This window comes from Pseudomonas sp. NPDC096917, from assembly GCF_044762555.1.
In the GTDB taxonomy this organism is placed as follows: Bacteria; Pseudomonadota; Gammaproteobacteria; order Pseudomonadales; family Pseudomonadaceae; genus Aquipseudomonas.
This window is the reverse complement of record NZ_JBIWEO010000004.1, coordinates 44619-60342: the sequence shown is the minus strand read 5'-3', so window position 1 is coordinate 60342 and position 15724 is coordinate 44619. Positions and strand designations below refer to the sequence as shown.

20 protein-coding genes, 1 tRNA gene and 1 pseudogene are annotated in these 15724 nt (G+C 55.6%); 10 read left to right on the top strand and 12 right to left on the bottom strand.

What is annotated here, in order from left to right:
• Positions 1–109 precede the first annotated feature (109 nt).
• The 3 genes from pbpG to ACIQYF_RS06285 form a co-directional block, all read right to left on the bottom strand.
• The gene (gene pbpG, locus ACIQYF_RS06295) at positions 110–1048 is read right to left on the bottom strand and encodes a D-alanyl-D-alanine endopeptidase (RefSeq protein WP_402858207.1); all 939 of its coding nucleotides are present in this window, start codon (positions 1046–1048) and stop codon (positions 110–112) included.
• 350 nt (positions 1049–1398) lie between these two features.
• Positions 1399–1608 (bottom strand): helix-turn-helix domain-containing protein, encoded by a 210-nt coding sequence (locus ACIQYF_RS06290; RefSeq protein ID WP_402858204.1) that lies wholly within the window; start codon positions 1606–1608, stop codon positions 1399–1401.
• Positions 1609–1617: 9 nt separating this feature from the next.
• The gene (locus ACIQYF_RS06285; protein ID WP_402858201.1) at positions 1618–2169 is read right to left on the bottom strand and encodes a DUF2975 domain-containing protein; all 552 of its coding nucleotides are present in this window, start codon (positions 2167–2169) and stop codon (positions 1618–1620) included.
• A 248-nt stretch (positions 2170–2417) separates the two neighbouring features.
• Between ACIQYF_RS06285 and ACIQYF_RS06280 the strand changes: the two genes are divergently transcribed.
• Entirely contained in the window at positions 2418–3359 is a 942-nt protein-coding gene (locus ACIQYF_RS06280) for a class I SAM-dependent methyltransferase (RefSeq protein WP_402858198.1), read from the top strand.
• Positions 3360–3504: 145 nt separating this feature from the next.
• Here ACIQYF_RS06280 and ACIQYF_RS06275 read toward each other — a convergent pair whose 3' ends face one another.
• Positions 3505–4023, bottom strand: a complete 519-nt coding sequence (locus tag ACIQYF_RS06275) for a Dps family protein (RefSeq protein ID WP_402858195.1) — start codon at positions 4021–4023, stop codon at positions 3505–3507.
• 205 nt (positions 4024–4228) lie between these two features.
• Here ACIQYF_RS06275 and ACIQYF_RS06270 point away from each other — a divergent pair, with 205 nt between their 5' ends.
• On the top strand, positions 4229–4924 hold the full coding sequence (locus tag ACIQYF_RS06270) for an AzlC family ABC transporter permease (protein ID WP_402858192.1): 696 nt from the start codon (positions 4229–4231) through the stop codon (positions 4922–4924).
• Positions 4924–5235: an AzlD domain-containing protein gene (locus tag ACIQYF_RS06265; protein WP_402858752.1), complete on the top strand. Its 312-nt coding sequence runs from the start codon at positions 4924–4926 to the stop codon at positions 5233–5235. Before ACIQYF_RS06270 ends, ACIQYF_RS06265 begins: the two co-directional genes overlap by 1 nt.
• On the opposite strand, the gene ACIQYF_RS06260 is transcribed toward ACIQYF_RS06265, so the two are convergent.
• From ACIQYF_RS06260 to ACIQYF_RS06250, 3 genes are all read right to left on the bottom strand, one after another.
• Positions 5183–5377: a hypothetical protein gene (locus ACIQYF_RS06260; RefSeq protein ID WP_402858189.1), complete on the bottom strand. Its 195-nt coding sequence runs from the start codon at positions 5375–5377 to the stop codon at positions 5183–5185. The genes ACIQYF_RS06265 and ACIQYF_RS06260 overlap by 53 nt on opposite strands.
• Positions 5378–5485: 108 nt before the next feature.
• Positions 5486–5680 (bottom strand): hypothetical protein, encoded by a 195-nt coding sequence (locus ACIQYF_RS06255; protein WP_402858186.1) that lies wholly within the window; start codon positions 5678–5680, stop codon positions 5486–5488.
• A 175-nt stretch (positions 5681–5855) separates the two neighbouring features.
• Positions 5856–6203: a hypothetical protein gene (locus tag ACIQYF_RS06250; RefSeq protein WP_402858183.1), complete on the bottom strand. Its 348-nt coding sequence runs from the start codon at positions 6201–6203 to the stop codon at positions 5856–5858.
• Between the two features lie 230 nt (positions 6204–6433).
• Here ACIQYF_RS06250 and ACIQYF_RS06245 point away from each other — a divergent pair, with 230 nt between their 5' ends.
• On the top strand, positions 6434–7252 hold the full coding sequence (locus ACIQYF_RS06245) for a shikimate 5-dehydrogenase (RefSeq protein WP_402858180.1): 819 nt from the start codon (positions 6434–6436) through the stop codon (positions 7250–7252).
• Positions 7253–7290: 38 nt separating this feature from the next.
• Here ACIQYF_RS06245 and ACIQYF_RS06240 read toward each other — a convergent pair whose 3' ends face one another.
• The gene (locus tag ACIQYF_RS06240; protein ID WP_402858177.1) at positions 7291–7935 is read right to left on the bottom strand and encodes a YceH family protein; all 645 of its coding nucleotides are present in this window, start codon (positions 7933–7935) and stop codon (positions 7291–7293) included.
• Positions 7936–8188: 253 nt separating this feature from the next.
• Between ACIQYF_RS06240 and ACIQYF_RS06235 the strand changes: the two genes are divergently transcribed.
• Complete coding sequence (locus ACIQYF_RS06235) at positions 8189–8698, top strand: DUF1993 family protein (protein ID WP_402858174.1); 510 nt, start codon at positions 8189–8191, stop codon at positions 8696–8698.
• An 84-nt stretch (positions 8699–8782) separates the two neighbouring features.
• Here the strand turns inward: ACIQYF_RS06235 and sstT are convergent, their stop codons facing one another.
• Entirely contained in the window at positions 8783–10018 is a 1236-nt protein-coding gene (sstT, locus tag ACIQYF_RS06230; RefSeq protein ID WP_402858171.1) for a serine/threonine transporter SstT, read from the bottom strand.
• Between the two features lie 181 nt (positions 10019–10199).
• Between sstT and ACIQYF_RS06225 the strand changes: the two are divergent.
• Positions 10200–10446, top strand: a pseudogene (locus ACIQYF_RS06225) (MFS transporter); the annotation flags it as partial.
• Here the strand turns inward: ACIQYF_RS06225 and nhaR are convergent.
• Positions 10443–11348 carry a transcriptional activator NhaR gene (gene nhaR / locus ACIQYF_RS06220; RefSeq protein WP_402858168.1) on the bottom strand — a complete coding sequence of 302 codons (906 nt, stop codon included), beginning with the start codon at positions 11346–11348 and terminating at the stop codon, positions 10443–10445. The pseudogene ACIQYF_RS06225 and the gene nhaR sit on opposite strands and share 4 nt — an antisense overlap.
• 125 nt (positions 11349–11473) lie before the next feature.
• Here nhaR and ACIQYF_RS06215 point away from each other — a divergent pair, with 125 nt between their 5' ends.
• Together ACIQYF_RS06215 and ACIQYF_RS06210 are read left to right on the top strand one after the other, a co-directional pair.
• Positions 11474–11716 carry a hypothetical protein gene (locus ACIQYF_RS06215; RefSeq protein ID WP_402858165.1) on the top strand — a complete coding sequence of 81 codons (243 nt, stop codon included), beginning with the start codon at positions 11474–11476 and terminating at the stop codon, positions 11714–11716.
• A 30-nt stretch (positions 11717–11746) separates the two neighbouring features.
• Positions 11747–12502, top strand: a complete 756-nt coding sequence (locus ACIQYF_RS06210; RefSeq protein WP_402858162.1) for a TerC family protein — start codon at positions 11747–11749, stop codon at positions 12500–12502.
• Positions 12503–12566: 64 nt separating this feature from the next.
• Here the strand turns inward: ACIQYF_RS06210 and ACIQYF_RS06205 are convergent, their stop codons facing one another.
• Positions 12567–12734 carry a hypothetical protein gene (locus ACIQYF_RS06205; RefSeq protein ID WP_402858159.1) on the bottom strand — a complete coding sequence of 56 codons (168 nt, stop codon included), beginning with the start codon at positions 12732–12734 and terminating at the stop codon, positions 12567–12569.
• 221 nt (positions 12735–12955) lie between these two features.
• Here ACIQYF_RS06205 and ACIQYF_RS06200 point away from each other — a divergent pair, with 221 nt between their 5' ends.
• Positions 12956–13633 (top strand): peptidase C39 family protein, encoded by a 678-nt coding sequence (locus ACIQYF_RS06200; protein WP_402858156.1) that lies wholly within the window; start codon positions 12956–12958, stop codon positions 13631–13633.
• Positions 13634–13722: 89 nt separating this feature from the next.
• Here the strand turns inward: ACIQYF_RS06200 and ACIQYF_RS06195 are convergent, their stop codons facing one another.
• Positions 13723–15006 carry an NAD(P)/FAD-dependent oxidoreductase gene (locus ACIQYF_RS06195; protein ID WP_402858153.1) on the bottom strand — a complete coding sequence of 428 codons (1284 nt, stop codon included), beginning with the start codon at positions 15004–15006 and terminating at the stop codon, positions 13723–13725.
• A 184-nt stretch (positions 15007–15190) separates the two neighbouring features.
• Here ACIQYF_RS06195 and ACIQYF_RS06190 point away from each other — a divergent pair.
• Positions 15191–15267: transfer RNA gene (locus tag ACIQYF_RS06190), tRNA-Val, on the top strand.
• Positions 15268–15724 lie beyond the last annotated feature (457 nt).

The window sequence follows — 15724 nt, the reverse complement described above, 5'->3', positions numbered from 1 at the left end:
TCCCGATTACAGCTCAGCGTCACGCTGCTGACCGGGCCATGCGCAGGCATAAACAAACACTTGAGATACGTCAAACCAGGCCCGGGATGCCGGGCCTGGTCCACCAGGATTACTTTGCGGCCTGAGCTGCATTGCCCTGGCGGTGTTGCAGGTTTTTGTCCGCTTTGTAGCGCATGGCTACGTCAGGCACGCTCGTGGTCTTGCCGGTTTCAACCCAGTTGCGAATCCGTCCGGCATCGGCAAAGTGGGTGTATTTGCCAAACGCATCAAGAATGACCAGCGACACAGGGCGATTGCCCATTTCGGTCACCAGTACCAGGCAGTGGCCGGCCTGATTGGTGAAGCCGGTTTTGGTGATCTTGATGTTCCACTTGTCTTTGTTGATCAAGTGGTCGGTGTTATGGAAGCCCAGTGTGTAGTTGGGTTTGCGGAACGTAACGGATTTCTCTTTGGTGGTGCTCAACTGGCTGAGCATGGGGTAGTGACGTGCTGCGGCCAGCAGTTTGCTCAAGTCGCGTGCGGTGGAGACGTTGCGAGGCGACAGGCCGGTCGGCTCAACATAATGGGTATTCATCATGCCCAGGCTCTTGGCCTTGGCATTCATGGCCGCAATAAACTTTACATAGCCGCCCGGGTAGTGGTGCGCCAGGCTGGCTGCTGCACGGTTTTCCGATGACATGAGGGTGATCAGCATCATTTCGTGGCGCGACAGCTCGCTGCCGAGTTTTACGCGTGAAAACACGCCTTTCATTTCAGGGGTGTCGCTGATGTTGACCGAGATGTACTCGTCCATCGATTGCTTGGCGTCCAGTACCACCATCGCGGTCATCAGCTTGGAAACCGAGGCGATAGGAACGATCACGTCCGGGTTGCTGGCGTAAATGACTTTATTGGTTTGCAGGTCGATCAACAGTGCACTGCCCGAGGCAATGTGCAATTTAGAGCTGTCCCGTGGGGACGAAGTGCTTTCAGTCGCTGCGGCGATTGAGGGAGCGGCGGTGCCTGTGAGAACTAAAAATAGGCTCAAAATCGAAAGATGAATTTTCACGCAGGTTGACTCAATGGTGGTTAGGGAATGCCGAGCTGTAACCGTTCGCATACATATAGCGTTACATTTTTTGAGTATGGATTAATAACGTCAAAAATGCCTGATTTAGCAGGGGTTTAGCAGAGATATTTCGCGCTATGGGTGATCAGCGGTTTTTAGCCTTATAGACCTGGGCCTTACGGGTTCCCCTGTCCATGCAGCGTGCATCGCACGAGCCTAGCAGCGCCATGCTGTTCGCTGGCTGAACAGACTTGAGGGTTTAAGGCTGCATGTGATGTACAAAGCAAAGCGCCCTTGAGGTTTCTACCTCAAGGGCGCTATGGCAGTTGACAGGCGGTTGCGAGGACGGTTTAGGACTCCGGTCGATAGTGCAGCAAGTCCCCTGGCTGACAATCCAGCGCGATGCAAATGGCTTCCAGAGTGGCGAGCCTTATACCTTTGACCTTTCCTTGCTTGAGCAGTGAAAGGTTTTGCTCTGTAATCCCGATGATTTGCGCGAGGTCTTTGGACTTGATCTTGCGGGTAGCCAGCATGACGTCCAGCTTTATATCTATCGGCATCTTGCCCTCTTAAACAAATTGCTGATTCTCTCGTGCCAACGAGCAAGCGTTGTACAAGCTGCGGGCGATGATCATAAGAGAGGCAGAGAGAAATAAGGCAACAATATGTGACGGATCAATGCTCAGCGTAAATAACCGTTCGCCAACAGGGCGGGTCAAAGTGATCCAGACACTCATGACGGGTGTCAGTATCAGGCTGGCCAGCACCCATAACGTCACGCTTTTACCGACTTTGCCCAGCAGTTCAGCCGACTCCGAAGAGAAATATTCTCCTTTGCTGTAGGCCAGAAACAACCCACGCAACGCCAGCAAGCCCTTAGCCAGGATCAGCAGGGGGATGCTGGACAGAATGATTGCGCCAGACGCCTGCCACCAAGGCATGAGAAGGATGTCTGCCTGCAGTGTTTCAGTCAGGGCGCTCAAGCTGAAGCCGCCTATGTACTTACCGATGGCAGTAGGGAAAATCCAGTAAGCGATATTGCTCAGCAGCATGCTGGCGACTAATACCAATGTGGCTGTTGCCAGGACCCGGCTGCGGTTGGCCAAGAGATCAGTTTTCATCGAACAATCCTTTTGAGTTGTAGTTATCGATATAAATGTCCGGACACTGCGCAGCTCTTGCGGGTAGATCTAAGCAGTGCCAGCATCGTAGTTCGATAATAAATGATTGTAAAACGATAATTATTGACGTTGCAGGTGTGCTCTTCGATTGGATTGCTTTGCCTCGGTCAGGACGGTGTTGCGCGTTGGCTAGATGCGTCCCTGCAATTGTGTAAAATGCCGGCCCTTGAAATTGACCGGCCAGCCCGATGACCCCTGAAGCGTTAACCACCCTGCATCTGCACTTATTAACGGCCCTGGAGACTGCGCCCAGTGAAACCCGGCGTATTTTTCATGGGCGCGGGCGCTGTTGGCCGGGCTTGGAGCAGTTAACAGTGGACTGGCTGCAGGGTGTGGTCCTGGTTTCGTTATTCAAAGAGCCTGAGCCTGCGCAACTGGATGCGCTGAAGCACCTGCTGCTCGATCTCGCCCAGTCGCCCGTGTGGCAAGCCAGTGGAGCGCACACACTGGTGCTGCAGCATCGCTATACATTGCAAAGTGATACTGAATGGCTGGTGGGTGAGGTGATTGATGAGTGGACCCTCACCGAGGGTGGCTTGCGCTATCGGGTGGACTTGGGCCGCAAGCAGAACAACGGCCTGTTCCTCGACATGCGTTACGGCCGCGACTGGGTGCGGGCCAATGCCGAGGGCAAGCGGGTGTTGAATCTGTTTGCCTACACGTGCGGCTTTTCGGTCGCCGCCATTGAGGGCGCAGCCGAGCACGTGGTCAACCTCGACATGTCACGGGCGGCGTTGAGTCGCGGCCGCGATAACCACCGGCTGAACGGGCATGACATGAGCAAGGTGAGCTTTCTGGGGCACGACTTGTTCAAGTCATGGGGTAAGGTCAAAAGCATGGGGCCTTACGATCTGGTCATCATTGATCCGCCTTCCTTCCAGAAGGGCAGTTTTTTGCTGACCAAGGATTACCAGCGTGTGGTACGCCGCTTGCCTGAGCTGCTCAGTGAGAACGGCACGGTATTGGCGTGCATGAATGATCCGTCATTGGGGGCGGATTTTCTGATTGACGGCGTCACCCTGGATGCCCCCAGCCTGCGTTTTGAGCGGCGATTGGATAACCCGCCGGAGTTCCCGGACGCTGATGCTGAGTGCGGTTTGAAAGCCCTGGTGTTCAAGCAAGGCGTTTGATGGGCGAAAAAAAGCCCGCGGGGGAGAGTGCGGGCAAAGGGTTCATTGAATGAGCGCGGCCAATATACAAGTCGCTGTCTGTTATGAGGGTGAAAAAAAATTCATGTGTGGGAGCTTGCTTTTGTGTGTCAAGCGCGACATGTGACTATTTGGTGCGCGAGGACTCAAACAGGAACCAGACGCGACGTTCGGCTTCGTCGATCCAGTTTTCCAGAAGGCTGGTGGTCGCTACGTCGCCCAGTTCAGAGCACATGTCGTGGGTGGTGCGCATGTAGGCCGCCAGCTGGATGTTGTCTTCTCGCAGCTCTGCCAGCATGTCCTCCGGCGTCACGAAGTCAGCATCGTTGTCCAGCAGGCGCTGCAGCTTCTTGATGTGGCCGATCGAACGAATGGTGGTGCGCCCCAGCTTGCGTACGCGTTCGGCAATCGCATCGGTGGTGGCAAAAATCTGATCGGATTGTTCGTCCAGCAGCAGGTGGAAGTCGCGGAAGTGCGGACCGGACATGTGCCAGTGGAAGTTCTTGGTTTTGATGTAAATGGCAAATGTGTCTGCCAGCAGTGCATTCACTTCTGCCGCAATGTTGTTGCAAGCTTCTTCGCTCAGCGCCGAAGGTGTCCGCAGATCGGCCTTTCTGCTTTCCTTGGCGGATTTCAGATCTTTCATGATCGTTCCTCGTGTTGGCTGTGGATGGGCTAAAACGAATGAATTCTGGGGCTGACTAAAGACCACGATCGGTGCTCCGTCAAACCCGACGAGTCGCTCAACAGGGCGGCTAATAGTTGCGACCGGGAGAAGAGCAAGATCGTTCAAGACATTTCCCGATCAAGTTGCGACTCTTTGTCGCTGTTGACTGCCGGGATATTTTTTGATGTCTACTTCGATTCCTCGCGTCGCGTTTGTACGCGGCGCGATTGCTTGCCTGCCACTGACGCTGGCGTGCGCGCCCTGGGGGGTGCTGGCCGGATCGACAGCGATTGATGCTCAGTTGACCCCGCTGCAAAGCCAAGGTTTGTCGTTGTTTGTGTTTGCCGGTGCAGCCCAGCTAGTGGCCATTGGCATGATCAAGGGCGGCGCCAGTGCGCTGTCTATTTTGCTGACGACCTTGCTGCTCACCTCGCAGCACTTGCTCTATGCGATGCATTTGCGACCGCTGGTATCGCCCCTGGAGCCTAAGTGGCGCATGGGGCTTGGCTTTTTGCTCACGGATGAGTTTTTTGCGCTGGTGAGCCCGTTTGATCGCCAGACTTTCAATCGGTGGTACGCGCTGGGCGTTGGTTTGTGCATGTATGTGGGCTGGAACCTGTTTACGTGCGTGGGGGTCATTGTCGGAAAGAGTATTCCGGGGCTGGATCAATTGGGGCTGGAATTTTCGATTGCCGCGACGTTCATTGCCCTTATCACGCCGATCGTGCGCGATGTGCCAACTGTGATCTGCGTAGCCGTTTCGCTGTTGAGCGTGGCGCTGTTCAGTGAGTGGCAGTGGGAGTCGGCGATTGTGCTGGCCGGGCTGGCCGGCATGGCGGCCGGGTATCTTTGCAAGCGAGTGGGAGCGTATTTCGCATGATGATATGGCTGATTATCAGCGGGATGACGCTGATTCTGTTTTTCAACCGCTACCTGTTTCTGGAGCCGCGCTTGCCGATTCGCCTGAATCGTGGGGTACGGGAGTTTCTGGGGTTTGCGGTGCCGGGCATGTTGACTGCGATTTGCGGGCCGATCCTTTTTATCAAGGATCACACACTCGATTTGAGTCTGGCCAACCCCTACTTGCTGGCGGGTTTGTGTGCCGTAGGGTTGATGCTCTGGACCCGCAATGTCTTGCTCAGTGTCGTGTTAAGTGTGGCGTTGTTTTATCTGTTTCGCTGGTGGCTCTGAGTTGGGCTGCGGCGCGTGAAGTAAAAGGGCCGCTGACGGGAACGCCGTCATTGACCACGTACCAGCACGCCAACAGGCCGTCCGCGCGAAGCGGTGCGGGAACTGCGCTGCCGATAACAGACATGATATGGACCTTGGGCATAGGAACCTCCTGCAAACAATGTGGACACCTTACGGCCTGAGCCACAGCGCAAAAAATCATTACGCTTAATAGTCGCCATTGATGCAGATGAGGCTATTTGTGCACTGCTTAATCGACGACTTGATCGAGCATGTGCATCACTTGCTGGTCGCTCAAAAGGCCCTCGTTGACGAGGTGCTGGGCCAAGAGCGAGACGAGCTTGGCTGTGCGGTGACCTTCGAGCTGCTTGAGTTCGGTCAGCGTGTTGTACACCTTGCTCGATGTGCACAGTCCTGCAGTGCGGTGCGGGTTTTGTGTCGGCATACAGGTCGTCCTTATTTTTATACAGTGCAAATGGTGACGATGAGAGCATCAAATGTTCGTGCATGGGTGATGCCGTCGTTTGAGTCAATACTGTGCATCGGCCGTGACATTCGCAACCTTTAATAATCAGACCTGCCGGCAGCTGTACAAGCCTGCCGGTGAAGCATGGGGGTGTTTACCAGCGCGGCGGGCCGTAGTAACCGCGTGGCGGGCCGTAATACTCAGGGTGCGGCCGGCCGTAATAGGCGGGTGCATAAACGGGGTGCGGCTGCACGTACACCGGCTGCGGCTGGTAGTACACCGGTGGTGCTTGTACATAAACCGGTTGTGGCTGCACATAAACGGGCTGTTGAACGTAAACCGGTCGCTGTTGGTTGGCAACGATCGAACCAACAACCGTAGCACCGACCACTGCGCCTAATATCGCCGGGCCAGCACCCCAACCGCCACCATGTGCGGATGCCTGGCCAGCGACTGCCAGGGCGCCGATAAGCAAAGCAACTTTGGGGAAGGTAAGCATCATGGGAATCCTCTGATTTCAACCCCACGTCTTGGCCTGCACCAGGCCACATAAATAGCGGGGATAACACTAAGACAGTCGTTTTCGAAAAAATTGCAAAGTGTTTCGGTAAAGTTTGTGTAAGGTCTTGCGGCCGCTGACACGTTTCAGCAGACCCACTCAGGCTATGATCCAGCAAAACAACCTTGGCGGCTTGAGCCGTTTATCTAAAAGCACATTGCGAGGAGATGAATATGCAAATGAATCCGAACAAAGACACCCGCCTGTGTATCTCGTTGTCAGGCAGACCCGGAAATTTCGGACTGCGTTTTCATAATCATCTGTACGAACAACTGGGCCTGAACTTTTACTACAAAGCCTGCACCAGCAAGGACCTTGCAGGGGCGGTGACCGGCATTCGGGCTCTGGGGATTCGCGGTTGCGGGGTGTCGATGCCCTTTAAAGAAGCCTGCATGGCATTGGTCGATGAGCTAGACACTTCGGCTCAGGCCATTGCGTCGATCAACACCATTGTCAACACCGACGGCCACCTCAAGGCTTACAACACTGACTACATCGCCATCGCGCAATTGCTGCGCGATCACAACGTGGCTCTGGACACGACATTTGCCGTGCTCGGCAGTGGCGGTATGGCCAAGGCGGTTGCATCGGCCTTGCGTGATGGCGGTTATCGCAACGGCCTGATCGTGGCGCGCAATCAGGTGACAGGCTCGGCACTGGCTCAAAACTGTGGCTATCAATGGCAAGCAGAGTTGGGCCAACACAGGCCGCAGATGCTGATTAACGTAACGCCGGTGGGTATGACGGGCGGGGCAGAGGCGGATGACCTGGCGTTTTCAGAAGCGGCGATCGATCAGGCCGAGATTCTCTTCGATGTGGTGGCGATTCCGGTCGAAACCCCACTGATCATTCGCGGTCGTGCACAAGGCAAGCGGGTGATCACCGGTCTGGAAGTCATTGCGATTCAGGCGCTGGAGCAATTTGTGTTGTACACCGGAGTTCGCCCGACCCCTGAGCAGTTCCAGTCTGCGGTGGCGTTTGCGCGCAGTTGAGTGGCGGGCAGGGCGATGGAGTTCGCCCTGCCCAGCGTTTATTCGAGTTCTGCCAGGCGGGCCTCGAGGGCTGCGATACGCGCCTCCAGCGCTTCAAAGCGTTCCAGCGACACCCCGGACGCGCTGTTGCGTTCGGTTGGTTGCTGGCGGGCTGCCATGATTGCATCGAGGTCTGCCGGGTCGCCCAGCGCGTGGGTGTAGCGATCTTCACGCTGGCCTGACTGACGCGGTATCAGCAGCGCCAAATCGCGCGCAATCAGGCGTTCGAGCTGATGCCGGACTTGCTCCGTGTCTTCAAAGTCATGCATGCGGCTGCTGCGGGTCAGCAGCTCGCTCAAGGTTTGTGGACCACGCAGAAACAACAACCCCAGCAGCACCACCTGTGCAGGCACCAACTCCAGTGCCTTGTCGACCTTATGTTCCCAGCGATCAGCGCGACTGCCCATGACCAGTCGGGTAAAGCCACGGCCTTCGAGGGCACGCAGGCTTTGGCCGACTTGACCTTGGGTGAGGCTCATGACTGGCTCGCGGCTGGTCTTCTGATTGCAGGCCAGCACCAGTGCATTAAGGGTCAGTGGATAGGTTTCAGGGTGGGTGGCTTGCTTCTCGATCAAGGAACCGAGGATACGGATCTCGGTGCTGTTGAGCTGAGGTCCTGTGTCGGTATCGTGTTCAGTGCTCATCACGCTTTCCTTGTGCGTTGTATAGGTGGCTAGCCTAGGGTCTGTTCCCGTTTCATTGCAAGCCGCGTCGCTGGGTCAAATCTAGCCAGGCAAGGCGCAGAGCGAAGGGATGGTTGTTCCCTTCTCAAACTCTGCAATCAAACGGGAACAGACGCTGGGCTCATCTGTTGTTAAAAGACAAGCCGCTTCGTGCGCGCTGTATGCCTATAATCTGCGCGTATCAACTTCCTGCCCACAGACTGTCGAGACTTTCATGACTATCTCTCTGTACGCTGCTTCCATTCCTGTCTTCAAGCAAATGCTCACCGCCCTGAGTGGAGTCCTGAGCAAAGCCGAAGCCCACGCGAGCGCCAAGAACATTGACCCGAGCGTATTCCTGCAAGCGCGTTTGGCGCCGGACATGTTCTCGTTGGTACGTCAGGTGCAAATCGCCGTTGATTTTGCCAAGGGTGTTTCGAGCCGTCTGGCTGAAATCGAAGTGCCAAAATACGAAGACAGCGAAGTCACTTTTGCTGACTTGCAGGCGCTGATCACCAAGGTTCTGGCCCATCTCGATGCGATCAAGCCTGAGCAAATCGATGGTAAGGAAGGCATCGAAATCATCACCCGTGAAGGCACCCCGAAAGAAAAACGCTTCACTGGCCAGGCTTACCTGTTGACCTACGGTCTGCCGCAGTTCTTCTTCCACGTGACCACCGCTTACGCCATTCTGCGCCACAACGGCGTTGAAATCGGCAAGCGCGACTACATGGGCGCGTTCTGATTGGGTTGATTGGCTGCGCGTTATAGCGCGGCAGATTACAGCTTCAGGAGCCGCCCGCCCGGGCGCTCCTGAATCTGCCAAGGCTTAGCCTTGTTGGGTGGGTGCTTGGTCTTCCTTGGCCAGGCAGGCCGCAGCAGTGAACAGCACGTCGGTGGAGGAGTTGAGCGCGGTTTCGGCCGAATCCTGCAGGATGCCGATGATGAAACCCACAGCCACAACTTGCATCGCAATTTCGCTCGGGATCCCAAACAGGCTGCACGCTAGCGGGATCAACAGCAGTGAACCGCCGGCAACACCCGATGCGCCACAGGCGCACACGGCTGCCACCACGCTGAGCAAAATAGCGGTTGGCAGGTCAACTTGAATGCCCAGCGTGTGAACGGCTGCCAGGCTCAAGACGGTGATGGTGATTGCAGCACCCGCCATGTTGATGGTTGCACCCAGCGGGATCGACACAGAGTACGTGTCTTCATGCAAGCCCAAACGCTCGCTCAACGCCATGTTTACCGGAATGTTGGCTGCAGAGCTGCGGGTGAAAAACGCGGTAATCCCGCTTTCACGCAAGCACAGGAACACCAGCGGGTATGGGTTTCGACGCAGCTTCCAGAACACAATCAGTGGGTTGATCACCAGCGCGACGAACAGCATGCAGCCAATCAGCACTGTGAGCAGGTGCAGGTAGCCCAACAGGGCGCCAAAGCCCGAAGTTGCCAGTGTCGAGGCAACCAGGCCGAAGATGCCCAGCGGAGCAAAGCGAATGACCACGCGCACAATCAAGGTGATGCCGTTCGATAAGTCGCCCAGTACGGTGCGGGTGGTGTCGCCTGCATGGCGGATCGCAATGCCGATGCCGATGGCCCACGCCAGGATGCCAATGAAGTTAGCGTTCATCAGCGCGCTGACCGGGTTGTCGACCACGCTCAGCACCAGGCTTTGCAGGACTTCGCTGATGCCGCCGGGCGCGGACACGGCGATGTTTTCAGTGACCAATACCAGGCTTGAAGGGAACGCCATACTGGCGATTACCGCCACGACGGCGGCGGCAAAGGTGCCGAACAAATACAGCACCAGGATCGGGCGGATGTGAGTTTCTTGCCCGTGTTTGTGGTTGGCAATGGAAGCCATGACCAACACAAACACCAGAATCGGTGCAACGGCTTTCAAGGCGCTGACAAACACTTTGCCGATAAAGGCCACTGAAAGTGCCGCAGCAGGGAAAAGCCAGGCCACTAGAATGCCGGCGATCAGGCCAATGACAATCTGGGTCACCAGGCTGGTGCGTTTGAGCTTCTGCAGCAGAGTAGGCGGAGCGTCAGTCATTAAAATGTCTCTAGTTGTTGTGGGGGCGCATTCAAGACTCTGGTTAAGCCAAAAGTGTGCGCAAACCTAATGAGTCAAGCCGAGTGGAAGAGTCGAGTTTAGTCATGCGTGCTGAGCACGCCTATCTGACTAAGACCTGAGCGGGGGGCGGACTTTACCATACACAAGTAGGTGCTTTCCCATCACTCAGGCTGCATTGTTTTGCGTCAGCTTCGTGCGACTGATGAAAGCCGCGCCCCACGCACCGGCGTTTGCTGCGTCACTGAACATTGCCGGGGCAACGCGGGGGTCGGCCTGGGGGCTTGTTCGGTGGGCATGTGATTGACACCAGAGGCTTGAGCAGTCTCGGTGTTGCCGCTGTCGGTTTTAGTCGGGTGCCGATCATGCTGGCGCTGTTGTTGATGACGCCGCGTGTGGCCAGCGTCTAGTCGCTGGCGTCGCTAAACAACTCGCGTCGGGCTCCCTCGGTGATCGCCATGATGCCGGGGTGGCGGCTCTTGCGCTCCACGGTAATGGCATAAAACGACTCGGTGACGGCCTCAGTCTGGCCGATCAGCTCAACGTCAAATTGGCGCATGACTTCCTGGGCGATCACGCTGGGGGCAATGAACACCCCGATACCAGACTGACCAAAGGCCTGCATCAAGGCGCTGTCATCGAATTCGCCGACAATGCGCGGCTGGATTTTCAGTTCTGCCAACCAGCGCAGCAAGCGACTGCGGATCACCGTTTCAGGCCCAGGGATCAGCAATGGCGCGTTTTGTAGGCACTGCGGAAAATTCTCTGAATATCCTTGGGCCAACCCTGAGGTGGCAAAAAAACTGATGCCGCATTCGCCCAGTTTTTGGCTCAAGCCTTTGATGTCGAGATGAGGTGGCATCGGGCTGTCGGAAATCACCAGATCAAGGCGCGCAATGGCCAGATCTGCCAGAAGCCGATCCAGCTTGTCTTCGCGGCAGGTGATACGAATCGGCTTGTCCAGTTCCATCGTTGGGGCGATCAAGCGGTAGACAATCGACTTGGGAACCACATCGGCAACGCCTACCCGGAATAAAACCTGCTGCTCCTTGGGCGCCATGCGCAGCATGCTTTCCAGGTCGCTGCCGACCTGGAAGATCTGCTCGGCATAGGGCAACACTTGGCGCCCAGTTTCGGTCAGCTCCAATTGCCGCCCGACCCGGCGAAACAACGGCAAACCATAGGTTTCCTCCAGCAGGCTGATTTGCCCGCTGATGGTCTGCGCAGTGAGGTTCAATTGCTCGCAGGCACGAACGATGCTGCCTGTTTTGGCAACGACCCAAAAATAATGGAGCTGGCGGTAATTAAGCATCAGGTCTGTAATACTTCGTAAAAATCGAAGTATAGCGCTTATAAAAACGAATTTTCCTGAAGTGTTTGCTTCTCTAGAATCCCGCGTTATTCGCTGGTTACTGGTTTTAAAAAGGGCAAATCACCATGAACATTAAAAACTCAGGTTATGTAGCGCTGCTTGCGTCGGCCCTGTTGCTGATGAGCGGTTGCGATCAAGCTGAAAAAGCGGCGCAGCAAATGCTCAGCAAAACGGCTGAAACTGCCAAGCAGGCGATTGATGACACGCGCAAAGCAGCCGAACAGGCACTTACTGACGCCACAGGGTTACGCTTGATCGAGAAAGAAAAGCCAGCGCAAGATAACCAAGATTCTTCGCATACTATTTAAATTGTCTTACTGCAGAGTCAGAACGCACTTATGGAATACCTTTTAGAACTGGCTGCCAGCCCTACCGCCTGGATTGCCCTGGCTACACTGATCGTGATGGAAGTTGTGCTCGGTATAGACAACCTGATCTTTATTTCCATCTTGACCAACAAGTTGCCAGCGCAATTTCGCACCAAGGCCCGACGCATCGGTATCGGCTTGGCGCTGATTCTGCGTTTGGGCTTGCTCAGCACCATCGCCTACATCGTGCAACTGACGACGCCGGTATTTGAAGTGTTGGGTCAGGCTTTCTCCTGGAAGGACATGATATTGATCGCCGGTGGCCTGTTCCTGGTCTGGAAAGCCACCAGCGAAATTCACCACAACATGAGTCCGCATGCAGAAGACAAAGCTGATGATGTGTCGTCCAAAGTGGCCATTGGCTTTGCGGCTGCGATTGGACAGATTTTGATGCTGGACCTGGTGTTTTCCATCGACAGCATCGTTACCGCAGTCGGTATGACCGAGCACTTGCCGATCATGGTCATCGCTGTCGTGGTAGCGGTGTTGGTGATGCTGCTGGCTTCGGAGCCTCTGGCCAAGTTCATCAATGAAAACCCGACGGTGGTGATGTTGGCATTGGCGTTCCTGATCATGATCGGCATGACCCTGATCGCTGAAGGCTTCGGTGCTCATGTGCCAAAAGGTTATGTGTATGCGGCCATGGCGTTCTCCGCCACGGTAGAAACCCTGAATATTCTGGCGCGGCGGGTACGGGAAAAACATCAGACGGCGCTGACGAAATAATCGCGGGCTATTACTGAAAACCGTCCATCCTATCTGGGGTGGACGGTTTTTTTTGGTAAGGGCTTTAGTGGGCGCTGGCTGTCGTAGCGGCCGGTTGGTCGGGTGTTGCTTCCTTTTTTGGCTCTGCCTGCGGGTGATGATGGCGGCTAATGCGCATCAGCCCCCAAAACATGGCGGCGGCGACGGCTAACCAGCCAGTGATCAGCAGGATTATGGTCAATGTAGGGCTCATAAGTGCCTCCTTTGCCCGTGGCGGGCATAAACACTCTGTAGGTGACAGTCTAGCGTTAGCCGTGTTGCAGTCTATTGACCAAAGGTCGGGCTTAACCAACTGATTGGCTCTATGGGGGGCGTCTTAACTGTGGTTTAAGGCTATACCTTGCCTGATGGGCGTCCTATGATCGACGGCCGGGTCGGACCTCAAGGTTTGGCGCTCATTCAAAGCGAGGGAGTATGCAGGGAGTGACTGTATTGAAAACTGCGCGACTGTGCCTGATGGCTGCGCTGGCCTTGGCCGTCGTGGGCTGTGCCAGTGTTGATCAGAGTGAAATGCGCCGTTTGCCAGAAAGAGTCGAGCTTAATGGTGTGCCCTTTTTTCGGGGCAATGCGCATCAAAGCGGTCCGCAAGTATTGGCCAGCATGCTGGGTGAACAACACATCAGAATCACGCCGGGCCTTTTGACCAAACCCTTGAAGCTGCCTGAAGCCCAAGCGACTGTGCAAGGCAACATGGAGCAATTGGCCGGACAGTACGGGCTCATGGTTTACCCGCTGGACTCATCGCTTTCAGCATTATTGACTCAGGTTGCGGCAGGGCATCCGGTGATGGTGCGTTTCATGGACGGCATCGTCTGGACCGAGCCTCGCTATGCGGTGCTGGCGGGCTATGACCGTACCAAGCAGACCGTGTTACTGCGGGCGGGGATGGAACGCCGTCGGCTGATGGACTTCAAGAATTTCGAGTCCCGCTGGAAAGAGGCGGGGAGCTGGGCGGTGTTGATCCTGTCCCCGGAGCAATTGCCGGCCAATGTCGACAAAGCACGCTGGTTAAAAGTCGCTAACCAATTGTCTCGCTCCGGGCAGGAGCTGGCGGGCAGCAAGGCCATTCAGACGCTGGAAGCGCACAAATAATCGGATGCAGGCTGCGTCAGTAAAGACCGCAGCCTGCATCAACGCCTGCGTGCGTCAAACAGGTGGGCTATCAGGCCGCATCGAATACCTTAGACGCCGAATTTGTCCCGCAGGCTGTAGTACCAGGCGCCCAGCGCAGTCAGTGGGGTGCGCAACAACTGCCCGCCCGGGAACGGATAGTGCGGCAGATCAGCAAACGCATCAAAACGCTCAGCCTGTCCACGCAGAGCTTCAGCTAATACCTTGCCGGCCAAATGGGTATACGTGACCCCGTGCCCACTGCAACCTTGCGAATAATAAATGTTGTCACCGATGCGCCCAACCTGAGGCAAGCGTGACAGCGTCAGCAGGAAGTTACCCGTCCACGCGTAGTCAATTTTCACGTCCTTGAGTTGCGGGAACGCCTTGAGCATTTTCGGACGAATGATTGCCTCAATGTTGGCCGGATCACGTGCGCCATATACCACCCCGCCGCCGAAGATCAGGCGCTTGTCGCCGGACAAGCGATAGTAGTCGAGCAAATAGTTACAGTCCTCGACGCAATAGTCTTGTGGCAGCAACGTTATGGCCAGCTCATCACTCAGCGGTTCGGTGGTAATGACTTGCGTGCCGCACGGCATCGATTTAGAGGCGAGTTCCGGTACCAGATTGCCAAGATATGCATTGCCCGCAACGATGATGAACTTGGCCCTGACCTTGCCTTGCGGTGTATGCACCACCGGGTTGGCGCCGCGCTCAATACGCACGGCCGGCGACTGTTCGTAAATCGTGCCGCCCAGTGACTCGACCGCCGCTGCTTCGCCCAGCGCCAAATTAAGCGGATGAATATGCCCACCGCTCATGTCCAGTAGGCCACCCTGATATAGATCGCAGGCCACCACCTCACGAATCCTGCGTTGATCGAGCAACTCCAGCTGAGTGTTGCCATACCGTTCCCAAAGCTTTTTCTGCGCTTCGAGATGGCCCATCTGCTTGCTGGTGATCGCTGCAAATACGCCGCCGTCTTTCAAATCGCACTGGATCTGATACTTGGCGACACGGTCGCGGATAATCTTGCCGCCTTCAAACGCCATCTGGCCTAACAGTTGTGCCTGTTTGGCGCCGACAGTGCGTTCAATCACATCAATGTCGCGGCTATAACTGTTAACGATTTGCCCGCCGTTACGTCCTGAGGCACCAAACCCGACTTTGGCCGCTTCCAGAACGGTGACTTTAAAACCGTTTTCCAACAGAAACAGAGCACTCGACAGCCCGGTATAACCCGCGCCGATGACACAGACATCCGTTTCAACCTCATCCTGCAGGGCAGGGCGCTCCGGGGCTGTGTTAGCCGAAGCGGCATAGTAAGACTGGGGATAAGGTGTGTTCGCCATTCTGGAACCTCTGTTTTATATTTTTTACGAGTGCAGTCGATGCTACCTGAGTTGAAATCCACCCGCTAGCCAGCGCCTGCAGCGTATTTTTAGGGTCCAAATAAATAATTCGACTATTCATAGGGTTAGCTGCAAAAAAGGTGTTGACACCCCTCCGCAAATCTATAGAATGCGACCCCACAGCAGGCACGTAGCTCAGTTGGTTAGAGCACCACCTTGACATGGTGGGGGTCGTTGGTTCGAGTCCAATCGCGCCTACCAAACAAAATCCGCTCTGCTGGGCGGTCTAGAAGGGCTCACCGAAAGGTGGGCCCTTTTTTGTTGCCTGCGATTTATTAACCCCTGCCTGAGAGTGGCAAGCTAGCGCTTGAATCGATGTGCTCGCTATCGTTCTTGTCGAGGTGGGGCGTATGTCTATGTTCAGCATGCCAAAGCCCGTGTCTGCAGGCGTCAAATTTTTGCGGTAGTTCTCGATTGAGGCTGCAGCAAGTGCTGGCGCGTCTTTCCATGAGATTCTTCCGGCGTAATGTGGGCGACTTTGCCGGCTGCGCTACGTGGATCAGTTCGAATGTTCGCCTGCCGTGATGGCTCTGGGAGTGTTGAATGCGTATCGCAGTATTCTCGCTGTCCCATTCAATGCAGAGTGAATAAATGATTTTCATCTGCTTATGAGTTGTGGCGAGTTGTATCGCCTTGCAGTGCCCCGCTCATTCTTTAA